Origin of the sequence: Janthinobacterium sp. SUN118 (assembly GCF_030397695.1) — a bacterium.
Classification (GTDB): Bacteria; Pseudomonadota; Gammaproteobacteria; order Burkholderiales; family Burkholderiaceae_D; genus Janthinobacterium.
Window position 1 is genome coordinate 930,420 of the sequence record NZ_JAPUBV010000001.1, and the last position, 19,387, is coordinate 949,806.

General features: G+C 66.0%; 19 protein-coding genes, 2 tRNA genes and 1 pseudogene. 5 read left to right on the top strand and 17 right to left on the bottom strand.

Annotation, left to right across the window (positions count from 1 at the left end; genetic code table 11):
• Positions 1-122: 122 nt before the first annotated feature.
• The 4 genes and pseudogenes from O0880_RS04235 to O0880_RS04250 form a co-directional block, all read right to left on the bottom strand.
• Positions 123-272, bottom strand: a pseudogene (locus O0880_RS04235) (arginyltransferase); the annotation flags it as partial.
• A 114-nt stretch (positions 273-386) separates the two neighbouring features.
• The gene (locus O0880_RS04240) at positions 387-1,109 is read right to left on the bottom strand and encodes an arginyltransferase (protein WP_071322322.1); all 723 of its coding nucleotides are present in this window, start codon (positions 1,107-1,109) and stop codon (positions 387-389) included.
• Positions 1,110-1,169: 60 nt separating this feature from the next.
• Positions 1,170-1,886, bottom strand: coding sequence for a leucyl/phenylalanyl-tRNA--protein transferase (gene aat, locus O0880_RS04245; RefSeq protein WP_289885223.1), 717 nt, complete (start codon positions 1,884-1,886; stop codon positions 1,170-1,172).
• A gap of 30 nt (positions 1,887-1,916) precedes the next feature.
• On the bottom strand, positions 1,917-2,495 hold the full coding sequence (locus O0880_RS04250; protein ID WP_071322324.1) for an NUDIX hydrolase: 579 nt from the start codon (positions 2,493-2,495) through the stop codon (positions 1,917-1,919).
• 188 nt (positions 2,496-2,683) lie between these two features.
• Between O0880_RS04250 and O0880_RS04255 the strand changes: the two genes are divergently transcribed.
• Positions 2,684-2,760: transfer RNA gene (locus O0880_RS04255), tRNA-Met, on the top strand.
• A gap of 142 nt (positions 2,761-2,902) precedes the next feature.
• A tRNA-Met gene (locus O0880_RS04260) sits at positions 2,903-2,979 on the top strand.
• A gap of 59 nt (positions 2,980-3,038) precedes the next feature.
• Here O0880_RS04260 and O0880_RS04265 read toward each other — a convergent pair.
• Positions 3,039-3,827: a helix-turn-helix transcriptional regulator gene (locus O0880_RS04265; RefSeq protein ID WP_289885225.1), complete on the bottom strand. Its 789-nt coding sequence runs from the start codon at positions 3,825-3,827 to the stop codon at positions 3,039-3,041.
• A 110-nt stretch (positions 3,828-3,937) separates the two neighbouring features.
• On the opposite strand from O0880_RS04265, the gene O0880_RS04270 reads away from it, so the two are divergent.
• Positions 3,938-5,140 carry an MFS transporter gene (locus O0880_RS04270; RefSeq protein ID WP_289885226.1) on the top strand — a complete coding sequence of 401 codons (1,203 nt, stop codon included), beginning with the start codon at positions 3,938-3,940 and terminating at the stop codon, positions 5,138-5,140.
• On the opposite strand, the gene O0880_RS04275 is transcribed toward O0880_RS04270, so the two are convergent.
• Complete coding sequence (locus O0880_RS04275) at positions 5,137-7,443, bottom strand: xanthine dehydrogenase family protein molybdopterin-binding subunit (protein ID WP_289885227.1); 2,307 nt, start codon at positions 7,441-7,443, stop codon at positions 5,137-5,139. The genes O0880_RS04270 and O0880_RS04275 overlap by 4 nt on opposite strands.
• Positions 7,440-7,916 carry a (2Fe-2S)-binding protein gene (locus O0880_RS04280; RefSeq protein WP_289885228.1) on the bottom strand — a complete coding sequence of 159 codons (477 nt, stop codon included), beginning with the start codon at positions 7,914-7,916 and terminating at the stop codon, positions 7,440-7,442. Before O0880_RS04280 ends, O0880_RS04275 begins: the two co-directional genes overlap by 4 nt.
• Positions 7,917-8,110: 194 nt before the next feature.
• Here O0880_RS04280 and mug point away from each other — a divergent pair, with 194 nt between their 5' ends.
• The gene (gene mug / locus O0880_RS04285) at positions 8,111-8,641 is read left to right on the top strand and encodes a G/U mismatch-specific DNA glycosylase (RefSeq protein WP_289885229.1); all 531 of its coding nucleotides are present in this window, start codon (positions 8,111-8,113) and stop codon (positions 8,639-8,641) included.
• A gap of 107 nt (positions 8,642-8,748) precedes the next feature.
• Here the strand turns inward: mug and O0880_RS04290 are convergent, their stop codons facing one another.
• The 5 genes from O0880_RS04290 to O0880_RS04310 all read right to left on the bottom strand — a co-directional run bounded on the left by O0880_RS04290 (position 8,749) and on the right by O0880_RS04310 (position 12,514).
• Positions 8,749-9,546: an anti-sigma factor gene (locus O0880_RS04290; protein WP_289885230.1), complete on the bottom strand. Its 798-nt coding sequence runs from the start codon at positions 9,544-9,546 to the stop codon at positions 8,749-8,751.
• Entirely contained in the window at positions 9,543-10,061 is a 519-nt protein-coding gene (locus O0880_RS04295; protein ID WP_289885232.1) for an RNA polymerase sigma factor, read from the bottom strand. Before O0880_RS04295 ends, O0880_RS04290 begins: the two co-directional genes overlap by 4 nt.
• 21 nt (positions 10,062-10,082) lie before the next feature.
• Entirely contained in the window at positions 10,083-10,454 is a 372-nt protein-coding gene (locus O0880_RS04300; RefSeq protein ID WP_289885233.1) for a hypothetical protein, read from the bottom strand.
• A gap of 58 nt (positions 10,455-10,512) precedes the next feature.
• A complete protein-coding gene (locus O0880_RS04305) occupies positions 10,513-11,436 on the bottom strand; it encodes a DNA-3-methyladenine glycosylase 2 (RefSeq protein WP_289885234.1) in 924 nt (307 codons plus the stop codon).
• Positions 11,437-11,506: 70 nt separating this feature from the next.
• Positions 11,507-12,514: an XdhC family protein gene (locus O0880_RS04310; protein ID WP_289885236.1), complete on the bottom strand. Its 1,008-nt coding sequence runs from the start codon at positions 12,512-12,514 to the stop codon at positions 11,507-11,509.
• 81 nt (positions 12,515-12,595) lie between these two features.
• Here O0880_RS04310 and O0880_RS04315 point away from each other — a divergent pair, with 81 nt between their 5' ends.
• Complete coding sequence (locus tag O0880_RS04315; RefSeq protein WP_198043872.1) at positions 12,596-12,736, top strand: hypothetical protein; 141 nt, start codon at positions 12,596-12,598, stop codon at positions 12,734-12,736.
• Between the two features lie 32 nt (positions 12,737-12,768).
• Here O0880_RS04315 and O0880_RS04320 read toward each other — a convergent pair whose 3' ends face one another.
• From O0880_RS04320 to ileS, 5 genes are all read right to left on the bottom strand, one after another.
• Positions 12,769-13,824, bottom strand: coding sequence for a M48 family metallopeptidase (locus tag O0880_RS04320; RefSeq protein ID WP_335589260.1), 1,056 nt, complete (start codon positions 13,822-13,824; stop codon positions 12,769-12,771).
• Positions 13,825-14,009: 185 nt separating this feature from the next.
• Complete coding sequence (dut, locus tag O0880_RS04325) at positions 14,010-14,459, bottom strand: dUTP diphosphatase (protein WP_071322335.1); 450 nt, start codon at positions 14,457-14,459, stop codon at positions 14,010-14,012.
• A 29-nt stretch (positions 14,460-14,488) separates the two neighbouring features.
• Positions 14,489-15,709: a bifunctional phosphopantothenoylcysteine decarboxylase/phosphopantothenate--cysteine ligase CoaBC gene (gene coaBC, locus O0880_RS04330; RefSeq protein ID WP_289885240.1), complete on the bottom strand. Its 1,221-nt coding sequence runs from the start codon at positions 15,707-15,709 to the stop codon at positions 14,489-14,491.
• A 34-nt stretch (positions 15,710-15,743) separates the two neighbouring features.
• The gene (gene lspA / locus O0880_RS04335; protein ID WP_071322337.1) at positions 15,744-16,253 is read right to left on the bottom strand and encodes a signal peptidase II; all 510 of its coding nucleotides are present in this window, start codon (positions 16,251-16,253) and stop codon (positions 15,744-15,746) included.
• Positions 16,254-16,463: 210 nt separating this feature from the next.
• Positions 16,464-19,364, bottom strand: coding sequence for an isoleucine--tRNA ligase (ileS, locus tag O0880_RS04340; RefSeq protein WP_289885242.1), 2,901 nt, complete (start codon positions 19,362-19,364; stop codon positions 16,464-16,466).
• Between the last annotated feature and the right edge of the window lie 23 nt (positions 19,365-19,387).

The following is a 19,387-nucleotide window of genomic DNA, read 5'->3' on the forward strand; positions in this document are numbered from 1 at the left end:
GCACGTCAAGAGCAAGTAGGTCGGATTAGGGGCGAAGCGCCGTAATCCGACACCATTGTTGGCATCGCAGTGTCGGATTACGCGCTTGCGCGCTAATCCGACCTACCCAATAACCCCAGGTTTTACATCACTATCCACTGCCCCTTGATGCGTGCTTCCAGGGGCTTGAAATTGATCTTGTAGGCCATCTTCGGGCTTTGCTCTATCCAGTAGCCCAGGTAGACATACGGCAGGCCCAGCTCCCGCGCCTGGGTGATCTGCCACAGCACGTCAAGAGCAAGTAGGTCGGATTAGGGGCGAAGCGCCGTAATCCGACACCATTGTTGGCATCGCAGTGTCGGATTACGCGCTTGCGCGCTAATCCGACCTACCCAATAACCCCAGGTTTACATCACTATCCACTGCCCCTTGATGCGTGCTTCCAGGGGCTTGAAGTTGATCTTGTAGGCCATCTTCGGGCTTTGCTCTATCCAGTAGCCCAGGTAGACATACGGCAGGCCCAGTTCCCGCGCCTGGGCGATCTGCCACAGCACGTTGTAGGTGCCGTACGAGGCGCCCGCCACGTCCGGGTCGAAGAAGGTGTACACGGACGACAGGCCATCGGCCAGCACGTCGATGATGCTGACCATGCGCAGCGTGCCGTCCGGCTCGCGGAATTCCACCAGGCGCGTGTTGACCCGGCTTTGCAGCAGGAATTGCGCGTACTGGTCGCGGCTGTCCTGGTCCATGCCGCCGCCCGCGTGGCGCGTGCTCTGGTAGCGCAGATACAGCTCGTAGTGTTCGTCGAGGAAGGACAGGGTGGCGACGCCGGCCCGCAGGTCGGCATGCCGGTTCCAGGCACGGCGCTGGTTGCGGTTGGGCGCGAATTCCTGCGCCACGACGCGCACGGGAATGCAGGCCTGGCAGCCGTCGCAGTACGGGCGATAGGTAAAAATGCCGCTGCGGCGAAAACCGTTGCGCACCAGTTCCGAATACACGTCGCTGTTGATCAGGTGCGAGGGCGTGGCCACCTGCGAGCGGGCCTGGCGGTCGTCCAGGTAGCTGCACGGGTAGGGCGCCGTTGTGTAGAACTGCAGGGTGGCAAACGGTAGTTCGTTCAGGTGCGTCATGCTGATCCTGTCTGGTCTGGCCGCGGCAATGGAAGTCTGCGTGGAGATATCATAGCTTTTTTATGCCGGTGTTGCAGATTGCCAGTCGGTGATTTGCGCTGCTTCAATGGCGCTGCGCACATGGGTGAGGAAACGCGCGCGTGAAATCGGCGCCGCGCCCAGCGAGGCCAGGTGTTTTGTTTCCTGCTGGCAGTCAATCATGGCCACGCCGCGGTCCTGCAGGAAGCGCACCAGGTGCGCCAGCGCGATCTTCGAGCCATCGGTCACGCGGGCGAACATCGACTCGCCATAGAACATGCGTCCGATTGACACGCCGTACGCGCCGCCCACCAGTTCCCCGTCCAGCCACAGTTCCGACGAATGCGCGTAGCCCAGCTTGTGCAAGCCCGTGTAGCCGGCGATGATTTCGTCCGAGATCCAGGTGCCCGGGCCATCCTTGCGCGGCGCCGCGCAGGCGCGCATGACGGCTTCGAAATCGCCATCGAAGCGCAGTTGCCAGCGTCCGTCCGTGGCGGCGCTGCGCTCGACCCTGCGCAGCGCCTTGGCCAGGCTGTCGGAGACCTTGAAGGCGTCCGTCATCAGCACCATGCGCGGATCGGTGCTCCACCAGAGGATGGGCTGGCCCTCGGAAAACCACGGGAAGATGCCGCGCCGGTAGGCGTCGAGCAGGCGCGCGGGCGACAGGTCGGCGCCAGCCGCCAGCAGGCCGGGCGCCTCGTCGGTGAGGGCGCGCGAGACGTCGGGAAACGGGGTGTGGATATCGAGCCAGGGGATCATGCGGCGTCACAGGTGGCGGTTGGACGGGGCTTACTCGGCATCGGCGCGCGCCATCGGGCGCGTGATGTCGCCCGTATGGAAACCATAGCTGCCGCCTTCGCGCATCTTGACCCTGTCGGCGAAGAACAGCTCCAGGGTGGCGCGGATGGTGGGGAAGGCCAGGTCATCCCAGGGAATCTGCGCTTCCGTGAACAGCTGCACTTCCAGGCTTTCGATGCCCGGGGCGAAATCGAGGTCGCGCAGGCGCGCCAGGTAGAACAGGTGGACCTGGTGCACGCGCTGCACGTTCAGCAGCGAGAACAGGGGACCCAGTTCGATATTGGCGCCCGCTTCTTCCACCGTTTCGCGCTCGGCCGCGTCGGAGGTGGTCTCGTCGTTTTCCATGAAGCCGGCCGGCAGGGTCCAGTAGCCGTAGCGCGGCTCGATGGCCCGCTTGCACAGCAAGACCTGCAGCTGGCCATCCTCTTCCCACACGGGGATGGAGCCGACCACCATTTTCGGGTTCTGGTAATGGATGGCATCGCAGTTGGCGCACACATAGCGCGGACGGTTGTCGCCCTCCGGGATGGTCAGGCTGACGGGATGGGCGCATTCGGAGCAGAATTTCATGGGCGGACTTAGGATAATGATGATGTCTAGTGTAACGCTTACTGTACACCGATTGCGCGTGGCGTGGCGTGATGGGCGGACACAATTCCAACCAGTAATTGGCCGAGCTTTTTTAATTAAATGGATCTATTGCAGTCGAAGTGGAGATAGCTATTGCCTAAGCCGTCAGTTTGCCCGTATAATTCGAGTGCGGGGTGGAGCAGTCTGGCAGCTCGTCGGGCTCATAACCCGAAGGTCACAGGTTCAAATCCTGTCCCCGCAACCAATACCGGAAAGCCGCTGATTCTTGCAAAAGATCGGCGGCTTTTTTCATTGTTATCCGACGGTAAACTCCGGCAGGCCGGCTGCGACTGAAATTGTCAATTTACGCCCTTTACGCTGCGCAACAATCTGGTATATAATTCGCCTGCGGGGTGGAGCAGTCTGGCAGCTCGTCGGGCTCATAACCCGAAGGTCACAGGTTCAAATCCTGTCCCCGCAACCAATTCGAAGCCGCTGATTCCTCGCAAGAGGGTCAGCGGTTTTTTCGTTGTGCGCGGCCGTTCACTGCACGGCCTGGCGCGCATACACCACCAGCCGCAAATGGCGGTCCGCATCGATGGTCAGCGAGGTGTGCTCATGGGCGATCTCTTCGCCGTCGACCAGCAGCGTGCGCACGCCCGCGCATGGCGCATGCACGTCATGGCGGCGCCACCACAGCTTGAATTCCGGCGAGACCTTTTCCAGTTCCTCGACCAGCGCATGGATGTCCGCTTCCTGCGTGGCGCGCGCGTAGTCGCGGCGAAAGCTCGACAGCATCAGCGGCGCCTGCTCTTCCCAGCCGACAAGGCGCTGGCGCAGCAGGGGATCGGTAAACAGCAGCCACAGCAGATTGCGGCGCGCGGCGGCATGCGCGCCGAAGCCGAACATGGTGTCGGCGTCCGCATTAAACGCCAGCACGTCCCAGCGCAGGTTGAGCACGTACGCCGGATGCGCCAGTTCGTGCATCAGGCGGCGCACCAGCGGCGGCACCACGCAAAACGTCTTGCCCTCTTCGGCGGGCGGACGCGCGTGCGCCAGCAGGAACAGGTGGCGGCGCTCGGCCGCATCGAGTTTGAGCACTTCAGCCAGTTTGTCGAGGAAGGCGCTGGAGACGCCGATGTCGCGCCCCTGTTCCAGCCAGGTGTACCAGGTCAGTCCCACGCCGGCCAGCGCGGCCACTTCCTCGCGGCGCAAGCCCGGAGTCCTGCGCCGTCCGCCGCCGGGCAAGCCCACGTCGTCGGGCGACAGGCGCGCGCGCCGCGCCTGCAGATAGGCGGCCAGTTCGTGGCGGGTGCGGGCCAAAGTGCGCATGCTACGGTCTTTCCGGTGAGCCTGTTGCTATCAGTAATAGCATAAACAGTTAAATTGTAATTGTTTATATTGTATTCCAGAATGCCTGCTTTCTTCCTGAAGGCCATTCCATGTCCGATTATTCTTCCCCTGGCGCCGCGACGCCTGCATCCCGTGCCGCCGTGCTGCCCGCCGCCGTCCACCTGATCGCCATCGGTGCGTTTGCGCTGGGCATGGCTTCGTATGTGACGGCGGGCCTGATGCCGCTGATCGCCGGCGCGTTTGCCGTTTCGATGGCGATGGCCGCGCAGCTGGTGACGGCGTTTACGCTGGCCTACGGCCTCGGTTCGCCGCTGGCCGTGGCCCTGCTGCCGGGCCGTGCGCAGCGCGCCGGCCTGTTGTGGGCGCTGGCCGTGTTCGTGCTGGCGAACGGGGCCAGCGCGCTGGCGCCCGATTTTGGCGCTTTGCTGGCCTTGCGGGCGCTGGCAGGCATCGCGTCCGGCGTGTATCTGGCGCTAGGCATCGCGGCGGCTGCGGCCGTTGCCGCGCCGGAGCAGCGGGGCAAGGCCATCGGCATGATCATGGGGGGCATGGCCAGCGGCACGGTGCTGGGCGTGCCGTTGAGCCTGTTGCTGGCCGAGCGGCTGGGCTGGGCCGCGGCACTGTGGCTGGTCGCCGCCCTCGGCGCGCTGGCGCTGGCCGGCTTGCTGTGCAGGTTGCCGGTCTTGCCGGCGGCGCCGGCGACCGCGCTGCGCCGCAAGCTGGCCTTGCTGGCCGATGGGCAGGTGCTGGTCATCTTGCTGGTGTCGCTGCTGGCTGCCATCGCCAGCCTGGGCATGTACACCTTCGTCGCGCCGCTGCTGGCATGGTCGACAGGCGGCGCCGCCCTGCCGGTGACGCCGTTCCTGTGGGCCTGGGGCCTGGGCGGCATCGCCGGCAGCATGCTGGTGGGATACTGGGCCGACAAGGTGGCGGCGCCGACGCTGACGCAAACCATCCTGTTGCTGCTGGCGCTGGCCTTGTGCGCGCTGCCGCTGGCGGCGGCGTGGTCGGCCTGGCTGATGCTGGCGCCGATCGTGCTGTGGGGGGCGGCCGGCTGGGCCCTGCAAGTGCCGCAGAACCAGCAGCTGCTGGCCGCGCGCGCCGCGCAGGGCGATGGCAACCTGGCCATTGCCCTCAACGAGTCGGCGCTGTACCTGGGCAGCGCCATCGGCGCCGCCAGCGGCGGCCTGTTGCTGCTGCTGGACTGGCCCATGTGGCTGCTGGTGGCCGGCGCCGCCGTGGTGGCCGCCGCCGCGCTGCTGCTGCAGTTATGTCACGCGCGCAGCGGCTAAGCCTTCTTCGCCAGCTGCATGGCCACGGGCAGGGCGCGGATGCGCTTGCCCGTGGCGGCGAAGATGGCGTTGCACAGGGCCGGGGCAATCGGCGGCGTGGCCGGTTCGCCCACGCCGCCCAGTTCCATGTCCAGCGTGCCGGGTACCAGGTGCGTGTGGATCACGCGCGGCGCGTCGGCGGCGCGCAGCACGGCGTAGTCGTGGAAATTGCTTTGCTCGACCCGGCCATTCTTGAAACTGATCTCGCCGCTCATGGCCAGGGACAGGCCCATGATGCAGGCGCCCTCGATCTGCGACCGCACGCGGTCCGGGTTGATCTGCGGACCGCAATCCATGGCGATGTCGACCCTGGGCACGATGACTTCGCCGGCTGCGTTGACTTCCACCTCGATCACGGCCGCCACATAGGTGACGAAGCTGTAGGACACGGCCAGGCCCAGGCCCCGACCCTTGGGCAGCTTGCGGCCCCAGCCCGCCTTGGCGGTCGCCAGCTCGATCACGTGGCGCATGCGGCCTATATCCACCGGATATTTTGCCGGGTCCTCGCCATAGTTCCAGCCGTCCGACAGGTCGGCCGGGTTGATCTTGCGCGCGGGGCCCAGGAGCGCCAGCAGGTAGTCGCGGTGGTCGCGCCTTGCCGCATGGGCCAGTTCGGCCGTGAACGACTGGATGGCAAACGCGTGCGGGATGTTCGACACGGAACGGAACCAGCCGATGCGCGTGTGGGCCGGCACTTCCGGCACCTCGACGCGGATGTTGGGAATCGCATACGGCACGTTGATGGCAGACATGCCCAGCTCGGACGCCGACTGCGTCTTCGCGTCCAGCGCAAAGGTCGAACTGATGGTGGGCGCGGCCGTGCGGTGCAGCCAGGCCGTCGGCATGCCCTTCGCGTCCAGCGACGCTTCCAGCCGTTCGACGGACACCGTGTGCAGGTAGTCGTGCTGCAGGTCGTCGTCGCGCGTCCACGTCAGCTTGACGGGCGCGCCATCCATGGCTTTCGACAGCAGCGCCGCCTCGACGGCGAAATCGGGCTTCGACTTGCGCCCGAAGCCGCCGCCCAGCAGGGTCACGTGCACGGTGACGTCGTCGAACGCCAGGCCCAGCGCCTTGGCCACGTTGCTGCGCGTCGCTTGCGGCGCCTGCACGCAGGCCCACACTTCCGCCTTGCCGCCGGCGATGCGCACGGTGGCGGCGGGCGGTTCCATGGTGGCGTGCGCCAGGTGGGGCAGGTAGTACTCAGCACTGAGCTTGCGCGCGGCGGGGGCGGCGGCCAGGGTGGCCACGGTCTTGCCCTGGTCGCGCGCCGGTTTCGCCGGCTGGCGCACGGCCGCTTCCAGCGTCTTGCGGAAGGCTTGCGAATCGTAAACGCCATTCGGGCCGTCTTCCCATTCCAGCACCAGCGCTTCGCGCCCCTTGATGGCGGCCCAGGTATTTTTCGCGATGACGGCCACGCCGCCCAGCGGGTTGAACATGGCGGGCGGCGGACTGCCCGCCAGTTCCACGATGCGCAGCACGCCCGGCACTTTCAGGGCCGCCGTCTTGTCCACGCTCTTCAGCTTGCCGCCAAACACGGGCGGCCTGGCGATGACGGCATACGCCATGCCATCGAGGCGCGTGTCGATGCCGAAGTGGGTGTTGCCCGTGACGATATCGTGCAGGTCGATGCCGCGCGTGCTGGCTTGCCCGATGTAGCGCAGCTCGCCGGCCGCTTTCAGGCTGATGCGGGCGCGCGGCGGCACGGGCAGCCTGGCCGCTTCCTCGGCCAGGGCACCGAACGACAGCGTGCGCCCGCTGGCCGCATGCACGACCGCGTGGTTGACGGCTTTCACCTCCGTGACGGGCACGTCCCAGCGCACGGCGGCCGCCGTTTCCAGCATCAGGCGCGCGGTGGCGCCCACGTGGCGCATGGCGCGGAACGAGTGGCGCATGCTGCGCGAGCCGTCCGTGTCCTGGCTGCCGTAACGCGCCTCGTCGGCGGGCGCCTGTTGTACGCGCACCTGGGCCCAGTCGGCGCCCAGTTCATCGGCCGCCACCATGGGCAGGCTGGTACGGATGCCCTGGCCCATTTCGGAGCGGTGCACCACGATGGTGACGATGCCGTCGGCGCCGATCGACAGGAATACCAGGGCGTCGTCGACCACGCCGCCAGCCATGCGCGCGCCGCCATATTTGACGGCATCGGCCGCCATCACGAGGCCGGAAGGACCCGCCACCAGGGTCAGGCCGGCCAGCGCGCCGGCGGCCTTGAGCCAGTTGCGCCGCGCGGGCGAATGTGCGGCAGGAGTGTCATGGATGCTCATTTGGCCGCTCCTTTCGCGCCGATGCTGGCCGACGCCTGCTTGATGGCCGCGTGGATGCGCGTGTAGGTGCCGCAGCGGCAGATATTGCCGCTCATCGCCTCGCGGATCTGCTGGTCGTTCGGTCTCGGCGTCTTGTGCAGCAGCGCCGTGGCCGACATGATCTGCCCGGCCTGACAGTAGCCGCATTGCGGCACGCCGTGTTCCTGCCACGCCTGTTGCAGCGCCAGGCCGACCTGGTCCTCGCCCACGGCTTCGATGGTGGTGATGCGCTTGCCGGCGGCGGCCGAAATCGGCGTCACGCAGGAGCGGATGGCCTCGCCGTCCATGTGCACGGTGCAGGCGCCGCACAGGGCCATGCCGCAGCCGAATTTGGTGCCGGTCATGCCCAGTTCGTCGCGCAGGGTCCACAGCAGGGGCGTGTCTTCAGGCAGGGCAACGTCGTGCTGCTTGCCATTGATGGTCAGGGTCGTCATGGTTATTCCTCGGAGTGGGATGGTACGGGGACGCGTGACGGCCATCCTTCCACGGATTGGCGCATCAGTAGCAGATGGTAGCATCAGCCGCCATGCGCTGCCGGGCGGCGGTTCCGGCACTGGCAGGCGGGCCCATAAAATGAATGCCTGCACAAGTTCTTCTATACTGCGGCTCCTGACATTGGGAGTTTGCTATGGCACACATCACACCGGCGCAAGGCTTGCCGGATATTCTCGCTCCCGGCTTGCAGGTGGTTTTTTGCGGTCTCAATCCTGGTGTGGACGCGGCGGCGGCCGGCCATCATTTTCTCGGCCGCGGCAACCGCTTCTGGCCGGTAGTGCACCTGGCCGGCTTCACGCCGCACCTGGTGGCGCCGCAAGACGATCGAAGCGTGCTCGCTTTCGGGCTGGGGTTGACGGCGGCCGTCGGGCGTCCCACAAGCCGCGCGGACCAGGTGGGGACGGACGAATTCGCGCAAGCGGCGGCGGGCCTGCTGCACAAGCTGGCGTGGGTGCGGCCGGAGTGGGTCGCCTTCCTCGGCAAGGCCGCCTATGCCGCGATGACGGGAAAACGCCAGGTGGACTGGGGCGAACAGCCGGAGCGCTTCGGCGGCGCGCGCGTGTGGATACTGCCCAATCCCAGTGGACTCAACCGCGGCTATTCGAAGGAGCGGCTGGTCGATGCGTATGCGGAATTCAGACGCGCTCAGCAGACGTCCCGCTGACGCGCGCGCAGGCGCGGCGTGACGAGCGGGAAAGGCGCGCAGTTTCAAGGGCAGCGGCGCCTGTCCCTTGTGCAGCAGGCTGACGGGCGATGGCGCTCAGCCCTGCCTCAGCGAGGTGCTTCGAGCTGCGCGTACACGGCGTTGGCGATCTTGCCCAGCTCCTGCCTGGGCAGGCCGGCCGACAGCGCGTAGCCGAGCTGGCCGTCGATCCAGTAAAACACGCTCAGTTCCTTTTCCTGCGTGTAGCGGAACGCCGTTTCCTGCCTGCCGGCCCGCTCCTTCGCCACATACAGGGTCAGGCGCTTGCCGCCGCCATCCTCGTACATGAATTGCGCCACGGGGCCGTCGCCGTCGCCAGGCAGCAGGCGACCGCCGATCAGCTGGTAGCCGAGCGGCGACAGCACGGGCGGCCGCAGCTGCGTGCCCAGGCGTTTCGACAGCCATTGCACCAGGTGGGCTTCCTGTTCCGCGCCCACTTCCACCGGGTGGCGCACCTCGGGCGTGTAGACGGCGTGCGCGATGGCGGCGCTGCGCGCCAGGGAAACGGAGGCGCTGGCGCTGGCCGTCGGGCCGTCGCTGCCGCCGCGCAGCAGCCAGCCGCCCGCGCCGCCAGCGACCACCAGCACGATGGCGGCCGCCGCCTGCATGGCGTGGCGCTGCCAGGCGCCGTTCGCCGCTGGCGCTGGCGGCGCGGTGGCGCTCAGCAGGGCTGCCGGCAAGGCTGCGTCCAGCACGGGATCGAACAGGGCGCGCAATTGCCGGTTCTGTTCGCGCCAGGCGTCCACCCTGGCGGCATCGTCCGGATGCTGGCGCAGGTGGGCTTCGAGCGCCGCGCGCTGTTCCTCGGGCAGCACGCCATCGGCCAGGGCATGCAGTTGCGCTTCGCTGATGGCTTGCGTATTCATTTCACGACTTTCAGGGTGGGCGCGCTGCCGCTGGCGGGACGGCCATCGAGCAGGGCGCGCAGTTTGTCGCGTCCCCGCGACAGGCGCGACATGACGGTGCCGACGGGGATGTCCAGGGTGGCCGCCACCTGCTCATACGGCATCTGTTCGAGCGCGACGAGCAGGATCACTTCGCGCTGCCCCAGCGGCAGGCGGGCCAGCGCCGCATCCATCTCGCCGATGGCGATCGACTGCCCCGGCGCCCGCTCCGGCGCGGGCAGCAGGGCGTCATCGTCGATATCCTGCAGCGCCAGGCCGGGACGGCGCAACTGGTCCACATGCAGGTTGTGCATGATGGAAAACAGCCAGGGACGCATCTCGCCGCCGCGCTGCCATTGGCCGAGCTTGCGCCAGGCCCGCTCGACCGTATCCTGCACCAGGTCGTCCGCGTGCACCTCGCCCGCCAGCGCGCGCGCATAGCGGCGCAGGCCCGGCAGGCAGGCTTGCAGCATGCGGCTGTCGTCAAATGCGGTCATCGTGACGGCGGGCCGGGATGCTCAGGGCTTGACGATGTGCCACACGTTCTTGAAATTGTCGCCGGCCACGTCGCCCGGCTTTTTGTCTTCCTTGTACAGGTACAGGGGCTTGCCCTTGTAGGTCAGCTGCATGGCGCCATTGTCTTCGCGCTTGATGCTGCCGTACGGGGCGGCGGGTGTCGCTTCGGTGGCGATGACGGCGGGCCAGGCGACCAGGCAGCCGCCGCTGCAGGCGCTCTTGCCGCTATCGGCGACATCCTTGTCGAACACATACACGGTCATGCCGCTGGCATTGACCAGCATGCCGTTGGCGGGCATGACGTCGGCGGCGAATGCCAGCGGGACGGACAAGGCGGTGAAAAGGGCGGTGGCGGCAAAAGTAGTAAAGCGCATGACGGTCTCCTTGAGGTTGTTGGGGGCTTGCAAGGGATAGACGCCTGCCGCCCGCCGTTTATTCCCGCTCGGGTGAACTATTTTTTTCCGCCGCGTGCAGGCTGGCCCACAGGTGGGCGGCCGCCATGGTGCGGTGCGGCGCGTACTGGCGCAACCACTGCTCCGTGCGCGCCATGTCCGGCTTGCTCTCTTCGCCGAGCAGCTTTTGCAGGGCGGCGCGGATGGCCACGTCGCCGTGCAGCGAGCAGTCGGCATAGCCGTAGCCGCGCAGCAGCGCGTAATTGACGGTCCACGGGCCGATGCCCTTCACGGCCAGCAGCGCCTGCGAAATGGCCGCCACCTCGCCCGATGCGTCCGGCTCCAGCGACAGTTCGCCGTCATCGACGAGGCGGGCCAGGCGCAGCACGGTTTCCGCCTTGGCGCGCGAGAATTTGCGGCCCGTCAAGTCCTCGACGGCCAGCCGGGCCACGTCGCGCGCCTCGGGGTAGCACCACAGGCCGCTGCTGTGCCGGCGCCCGGCCTGCAGAATAAACGTGCGGCGCAGGGCGATGGCGAACGGCAGGTTGATTTGCTGGCCGATGATGGCCCAGGTCAGCGCCTCGAACGGGCTGGCCGATTGCACGATGCGCAGGCCCGGGTTGACGCGGACCAGGGGCGCCATCAGCGGGTCGCCCGCCGCCAGCTGCGCGAACGGCTGCGGGTCGATGCGCAGGCCGAGGATGTTGAGCAGGGCGCCGTGCAGCCGTTCCCGCAGGCCCGCATCCGCATCGCTATCGCCATCGATGTCGGCGCGGCAGATGGCCGCATCATGCGTGAACGCCACGTCCAGCACGACGGCGGCGCCGGCAAGCAGGATGCCCTTGCGCAGGCCCGTGGCGGTGACCTGTTCGGCCACGGCTTCCGCATCGCGGCTGTGGAAGGCGATGACGTCGTCGCGGCGGTAGCCGGCGGGCAGGGGGAGGGTCCAGTGCAGCAGGGTCATGGCGGTCCGAAAATCAGGGAAAGTATCACGGTGGCGATGCGGGACGCATCCTGTTTCTTGCTGTCTGGCGCTAGCGCGCGCAGATGGCGGGCGTGGGCGGCGTCAAGGCCGCCGCGTGCTGGATCTGCAGGGTCTCGGGCACGCCATTTTTGACGGCCGTCAGTTCGGCCAGGATGGAAATGGCGATTTCGGCCGGCGTCTTGCTGCCGATGTACAGGCCGATGGGCGCGTGCAGGCGTGCCAGTTGCGCGGCGCTGACGTCGAACTGCAGCAGCCGTTCGCGGCGTTTGGCGTTGTTGGCGCGCGAACCGATGGCGCCGACGTAAAAGGCCGGGGATTTGAGCGCTTCCATCAGGGCCAGGTCATCGAGCTTGGGATCGTGCGTGAGGGCGACGACGGCGCTGCGGCTGTCGAGCTGCAGTTCCAGCACGAGGTCGTCCGGCATGGCGTGCAGCAGCGGCACGCCCGGCACGTTCCAGCCGCCGCGGTATTCCTCGCGCGGGTCGCAGACGATGACGTGATAATCCATGGCCATGGCGATTTGCGCCACGAAGCGCGACAGCTGGCTGGCGCCGATGATCAGCAGACGCCAGCGCGGGCCGTGCTGCGTGGTCAGCACCTCGTTTTCCAGGGTCAGCGCGGCGCCCGGCGCGGCGCGCCGCAGGGTGACGGCGCCGCTGCGCAAATCCAGGCGGCGTTCCACCAGTTCATGGGCTTCCAGGCGCGCCAGCAGCTCGGCCACCTGGCTGTCCGCATGCAGCGGTTCGATGGCCAGTTCGATGGTGCCGCCGCAGGGCAGGCCGAAACGGTGCGCCTCGTCGGCGCTGATGCCGTAGCTGACGATTTCCGGCTGCGTGCGCACGATGCCGTGCACGCGCACCGTGTCGATCAGGTCATCCTCGATGCAGCCGCCGGACACGGAACCGACCACCGTGCCATCGTCGCAGATGGCCAGCGTGGCGCCCACGGGACGGGGGCTGGAGCCCCAGGTCTTGATGACGGTGACCAGCTCGCACCGGTGCCCGGCGGCGAGCCAGGCGGCGCTGGTTTTCAGAACTTCAAGGTCGATGCTGTCCATGGGGCGCGAAGGTGGAATGCCGCGTGATGGCGGCGAACTATGGAATATACTACGCGTTCACCCAGCCTGCAGAAAGACGCTATGCCGCTAGAGAATCAACCGGAAGACGATGGCAATCCCAAGTTCGGCAAGCTGCTTGTCGTGCTGTTCCTGGCGGTGGTGTTCTGCGCCATCCTGACCTGGGTCATGGGCGCCTACTTCCCGAACTTCCCTGGCGCCTGAAGCAGCATTTGCTGTTCCAGGCGTCACGCTGATTACGGTTTCAGCGGTTTCTTCGCCGCCTGCTTCGCGCGCACGTCGATGACGGCGCGGTTGATGGCCGCCATGCGCGAGTTGGTGCCCGGATGCAGGGCCGTGTAGCCGTTGGCGACCGTGGCCGGCACTTGCGTGGCCAGGCGCTGCCAGAAGCGGGCGGCGTTGTCGATGTTGTAGCCGGCGCGCGCCAGCAGGTAGATGGCCAGCGTGTCGGCTTGCACGTCGAGTTCCTGCGGCATGGCCTTGATGCCGGCGGCGCCCGTCAGCATCGAGACGTCGGGCTGCACGGCGCCCAGGCTGTCGATGATGCTGCCGGAGGTGCCGGCCGTGCGCTGGCTGCGCGCGTGGTCGAGGATGTTGTGCGCCATTTCGCGGGCGATGACGAAGGCGATGCCTTCGTCATTTTGTGCCGCATTGACCATGCCGCGCGTGAGCATGATGCGCGAGCCGTCCGAATACGCATTGATATTGTCCGCATTGCCCAGGGCGACGCGGAAGGCGCAGGCGCGCGTGACGGGAATCTTCAGGTCCTGCTGCTGGCCGTCGCGGGCGATGGTCATGTTCAGGCTGGCGCTTTTCGAGGCCAGCGGGCCGACGATGGCGCCGAACGGGCCTTCCGCCTTGGGGCCCGAGGGCAGCGGCTTGCCTTCGGCCGCCAGCAAGCCGTCGCCCTTGCGCAAGCCTGCGCGCGCGGCGCCGCTGCCCGGCAGCACGCCGGACACCTGCATCTGTTCGCCGTAGCCGAGCGCCGCCTGCGCCGCGTCGGCATAGATGCCCGGATACGAATACTTGTTCTGTGCCGTGAAGCCCAGCAGGTTGCGCGCATACGTCTTGCACAGGTCCGCATTGTTGATCAGCAGGGGCGCCGAGACTTTCGACAGCCGGTCCTGCAGGGCCACCATCTTCACCAGCTCGTCCTGCGCCGCCTTTTGCTGCGCCGTCAAGGCCGGCGCGTCGGGTGCCGGCACGACATTGAACGGACCGCTGACAGTCGTCGCCGGCGTGGTGCAGCCGGTCAGGATGGCCGCGCTGGCCAGCAGGAGGGGAGTGGCCAATCGGCGCAGCGAAGTCTGGGCTGAGATCAGATGGCGGAAACCTGGCATAGACTATTCCTTCTTGTAACTCCTGACAAAACCTGCTGCGCGGCGCGATTTGCGGCCTCCGATGCTCACTGTGCATACGCACAGCTCGGCGTCCCGGCCGCAACTCACATCCGCTCGCTACGGTTTGTCAGTCGCTGTTAATGTTTGCCGGTGCTGCCGAAACCGCCAACACCGCGTTCGCTGTCGCCGAATTCCTCGACGACGTTAAAGCCCACTTGCAGCACCGGCACGATAATCAGCTGCGCCAGGCGCTCCATGGGATTGAGCGTGAATGCGCTCTGGCCCCGGTTCCAGGTCGATACCATCAGCTGGCCCTGGTAATCGGAGTCGATCAAGCCTACCAGATTCCCCAGCACGATGCCGTTCTTGTGGCCCATGCCGCTGCGCGGCAGGATCATGGCCGCATACGAGGGGTCGCCGATGTGGATCGCCAGGCCGGTGGGGATGAGCACGGTCTGGCCGGCTTCGATGGTGATGGGGGCGTCGATGCAGGCGCGCAGGTCGAGGCCCGCGCTGCCCGGGGTGGCGTAGGCCGGCAATTGTTCCTTCATGCGGGCGTCGAGGATTTTGATGTCGATATTTTTCATTGAAGCTTTACGATAAAACGGATGGAGGTTTATTTGAGCAGCGAATTCCTGGCGATGCGCTTGGAAATTTCCGAAATCAGCTGGCGTGCCAGGTTGAGTTTCGAGGCGCGCGGCAGCACGGTATGGCCGTCCTCGTCGAAGAGGATGATGGTGTTGTCGTCCTGGCCAAAGGTGTTCTGGCCGATATTGCCGACCAGCAGGGGGATGCCCTTTTTCTCGCGCTTGGTCGAACCGAATTCCACCAGGTTTTCCGATTCGGCGGCAAAGCCCACGCAGTACGGATAGCCGGCCAGGTTGGTGCGCGCCGCCACGGTGGCGAGGATGTCGGGATTTTGCGCGAACTGCAGTTCCGGCACGGAGCCGTCGGCCTGTTTTTTCATCTTCTGCTCGCTGGCGTTGACGACACGCCAGTCGGCGACGGCGGCGACGGCGACGAAGACATGCTGGCCATCGATGTGGGCCAGCACCGCATCATGCATCTGCTGCGCGCTTTGCACATTGATGCGGCGCACGCCAAACGGCGCATCGAGGGCCGTCGGGCCGGAAATGAGCAGCACTTCGGCGCCCGCTTCGCGCGCCGCGCGCGCCACCGCATAGCCCATCTTGCCCGAGGACAGATTGGTGATGCCGCGCACGGGGTCGATGGCTTCGAAGGTGGGGCCGGCCGTGACCAGCACGCGCTTGCCCGCCAGGACCTTCGGCTGGAAGGCGGCGATCAGCTCCGTCAGGAGCTGTTCCGGTTCCAGCATGCGGCCCAGGCCCACTTCGCCGCAAGCCTGTTCGCCGGCGGCGGGGCCGAAGATGGCGATGCCGTCGTCGCGCAGCTGCTGCACATTGCGCTGCGTGGCCGGGTTCTGCCACATTTCCACATTCATGGCCGGCGCCACCAGCAGGGGCAGGTGGGCCGGGCGGGCCAGGCACAGGGTCGACAGCAGGTCGTCGCACACGCCATGGGCGAGCTTGCGCATGAAGTCGGCCGAACACGGCGCGATCAGGATGGCGTCCGCATGGCGCGTCAAATCGATATGCGCCATGTTGTTGTCGATGCGCGCATCCCACTGACTCGTGTGCACGGGGTGGCCGGACAGCGCCTGCATCGTCACGGTCGTGATGAAGTGGCTGGCCGCATCCGTCATCACCACCTGCACCGAGGCACCCGCCTTGGTCAGGGCGCGGCACAGTTCCGCCGCCTTGTAGCAGGCGACGCCGCCCGAGAGTCCCAGGACGATTTTTTTGCCGGACAATTCCATGCTGTTCTCCCGCTGTATTGATTGCTTGTCTGAGTTACTTGTTCACGCGGCGCAGTTCATCGATGACGAACAGGGCCGCGCCGATGCAGATGGCGCTGTCGGCGATATTGAAGGCGGGGAAATGGCCCCAGCTTTTCCAGTGGAAGTCGAGGAAATCGACCACGTGGCCGTACATCAGGCGGTCGATGGCATTGCCCAGCGCGCCGCCGAGTATCAGCGCCAGGGCCCAGCAGAACATGCGCTGGCCGGCGTGCTTTTTCAGCAGGTAGATGATGTAGATGGCCGCCGCCAGGGCGATGCCGGTGAAGAAATAGCGCTGCCAGCCGCCCTGGTCGGACAGGAAGCTGAACGCGGCGCCCTTGTTATACGCGAGCACCAGGTTGAAATACGAAGTGATGACCATTTCCTGCGCATAGCGGAAGGTCTTCAGGATCGTGATCTTGGTGATCTGGTCGAACAGGATGACGATGGCGGCGATACCCAACCATGGCACCAGCGACGACGAGGATGACGATTTCGATGAAAAACGGTTTTTAGTGGCCATATTTTTCCAGGGAAGATAAAGCCGCCGCCTGGCAGCAGGCGGCGGTTGGACAGATAGCATACAACGGCGGGCAAAATCGTAGCGAGCGGCAGCGGGGCCCGGCGCCCCCGTTGGCCCGGGACGCAGCGCCGTACTTTAGTACGGGGCCGCCGAGGCAGCGAGCATCGCAGACCGCAAATCGCGACGCGCAGCAGATTTTGACGCCGTTGTTTAGGCGAAGCGGCGTTTCTCGCCCGCACCGAACAGGTTGCTGACGCAGCGGCCGCACAGGGTCGGATGCGCGGCGTCCGTGCCCACGTCGCTGCGGTAGTGCCAGCAGCGCTCGCACTTCGGCGCCGTCGACGCGGCCACGACCACTTCCTCGGCCGCTTCGTCGGCCACTTCGGCCACCGTTGCCTGCGACGTGATGAAGACGAACTTCAAGTCGTCGCCCAGGGTCGTCAACAGCTTGTATTTCATCGGCGCGGCCTTGATCGTCAGCTCCGCCTGCAGCGAGGAGCCGATGGCGCCCGAGGTGCGCAAGTCTTCCAGCTGCTTCGTCACATCCGTGCGCACGGCGCGCAGGGCCGTGTATTTCTCCAGCAGGTCGGCCGCGTCCGATACTTCCGGCAGCTGCCACCAGGTCTGCGTGAAGATGGTTTCATCGCTGGCGGCGTAGGCATCCGCGCCGGCGAAGACGGCCCACGCTTCCTCGGCCGTGAACGACAGGGCAGGAGCCATCAGGCGCAGCAGGCTTTGCGTGATGTGCCACAGGGCCGTCTGCGCGGAACGGCGCGCGTGCGAGGTCAGGCCCGTCGTGTACAGGCGGTCCTTCAGGATGTCCAGGTAGAAGCCGCCCAGGTCTTCCGAGCAGTACGTCTGCAGCTTCGACACGACCGGGTGGAACTCGTAGCGCGCGTAGTTGTTCTCGATCTGCTGCTGCAGCGAGGCCATGTTGGCGATCGCGTAGCGGTCGATCTCGAACAGCTCGGTTACCGGCACGGCGTCCGTGGCCGGATTGAAGTCCGAGGTGTTCGCCAGCAGGAAGCGCAGGGTGTTGCGGATGCGGCGATACGATTCCGTCACGCGCTTGAGGATTTCGTCCGAGATCGACAGTTCGCCCGTGTAGTCGGTCGAAGCGATCCACAGGCGCAGGATGTCGGCGCCCAGGGTGTCCGAGATCTTTTGCGGCGCCAGGGTATTGCCCAGCGACTTCGACATCTTCTTGCCTTCGCCATCGACCGTGAAGCCGTGCGTCAGCAGGGCCTTGTATGGCGGACGGCCATTCAGCATCGACGACACCAGCAAGGATGAGTGGAACCAGCCGCGATGCTGGTCCGAGCCTTCCAGGTACAGGTCGGCCGGGAATTGCAGCTGCGTCGAATGCGAGCCATGGCCTTGCGGGCCGCCCAGCACCGTCTGGTGCGTGGCGCCGGAATCGAACCACACGTCCAGCGTGTCCTTGTTCTTGGCGTAGATGGCCGCTTCGTCGCCGATCAGGTCAGCCAGGTCCAGCGATTGCCAGGCTTCGATGCCGCCCTTTTCGATCAGCTTGGCCACTTGCTCCAGCAGTTCCGCCGTGCGCGGATGCAGGTCGCCTGTTTCCTTGTGCACGATGAAGGCCATCGGCACGCCCCACTGGCGCTGGCGCGACAGGGTCCAGTCGGGACGGTTGGCGATCATGCCGTGCAGGCGCGCCTGGCCCCAGTCCGGGAAGAACTCGGTGTCGGCGATGCCCTTCAGGGCCGTCTCGCGCAGGGTGGCGCCGCCATCCTTCGGCGTCACGTCCATGCCGGCGAACCACTGCGAGGTGGCGCGGTAGATGATCGGCGTCTTATGGCGCCAGCAATGCATGTAGCTGTGGTCGAACATCTTGACTTCGAACAGCGCGCCCGCTTCCTTCAGGGCGTTGCAGATCGGCTTCGACGCTTCCCAGATGGTCATGCCGCCGAACAGGGGCAGGGTGGAGGCGAATTTGCCGTCGCCCATGACCGGCTTGATGATGTCGTCATCCTTCATGCCGTGCGCTTTGCACGAGATGAAGTCGTCCAGGCCGTAGGCGGGCGCCGAGTGCACCACGCCCGTGCCGCTTTCCGTGGTCACGTATTCGGCCAGGTACAGCGGCGACAGACGGTCGTAGAAGGCGTCGCTGGCGTGCAGCGGGTGGCGGAAGGCGATGCCGCCCAGGGCCGCGCCGTCGCAGGTGGCAATCGTCGTGCCTTCCAGCTTGAAGCGCGCCAGGCTGGCCACGACCAGGTCCTGCGCCAGGATCAGCAGCAGCGGCTGGCCATCGCGCTCGGTCTTCACCAGCGCGTATTTGACTTCCGGGTGCACGTTCAGCGCCTGGTTCGACGGGATGGTCCACGGCGTGGTGGTCCAGATGACGATGAAACCGTTCTCGGTCGGCAGCGATGGCAGGCCGAAGGCGGCCGCCAGTTTTGCCGGCTCGGCGAATTTGAAGCCGACGTCGATGGATGGATCGCGCTTTTCCGCGTATTCCACTTCCGCCTCGGCCAGGGCCGACTGGCAGTCGAAGCACCAGTTGACGGGTTTCAGGCCGCGGTACACATAGCCTTTTTCCAGCAGCTTGCCCAGCGCGCGCAATTCGTCGGCTTCATTGCCGTGCGCCATGGTCAGGTAGGGGTTGTCCCACTCGCCCAGCACGCCCAGGCGGATGAAGTCCTTCTTCTGGCGTTCGACCTGCACGTTGGCGTAGGCGCGGGCCTTTTCCAGCACGTCGGCCGTCGGCAGGTTCTTGCCATGCAGTTTTTCGATCTGGATCTCGATCGGCATGCCGTGGCAATCCCAGCCGGGCACGTACGGCGCGTCGAAGCCGGCCAGCGAGCGCGATTTGACGACCATGTCTTTCAGGATCTTGTTGACGGCGTGGCCCAGGTGGATGTCGCCATTCGCGTACGGCGGGCCGTCATGCAGGATGAATTTCGGCCGGCCGGCGGCGGCCTTGCGCACGCGCTCGTAGATTTTCTTGTCTTGCCATTGCTGTACCCATTGCGGCTCGCGCTTGGCCATGTCGCCGCGCATCGGGAACGAGGTTTCCGTCATGTTGACCGGGTATTTGCTTTCAGGCTTCTTGTTTTGCTTGGGCGTGGCTGGCTTGTTTTGGTCGGACATAGTCTTCTTTACTTGTATTGAAT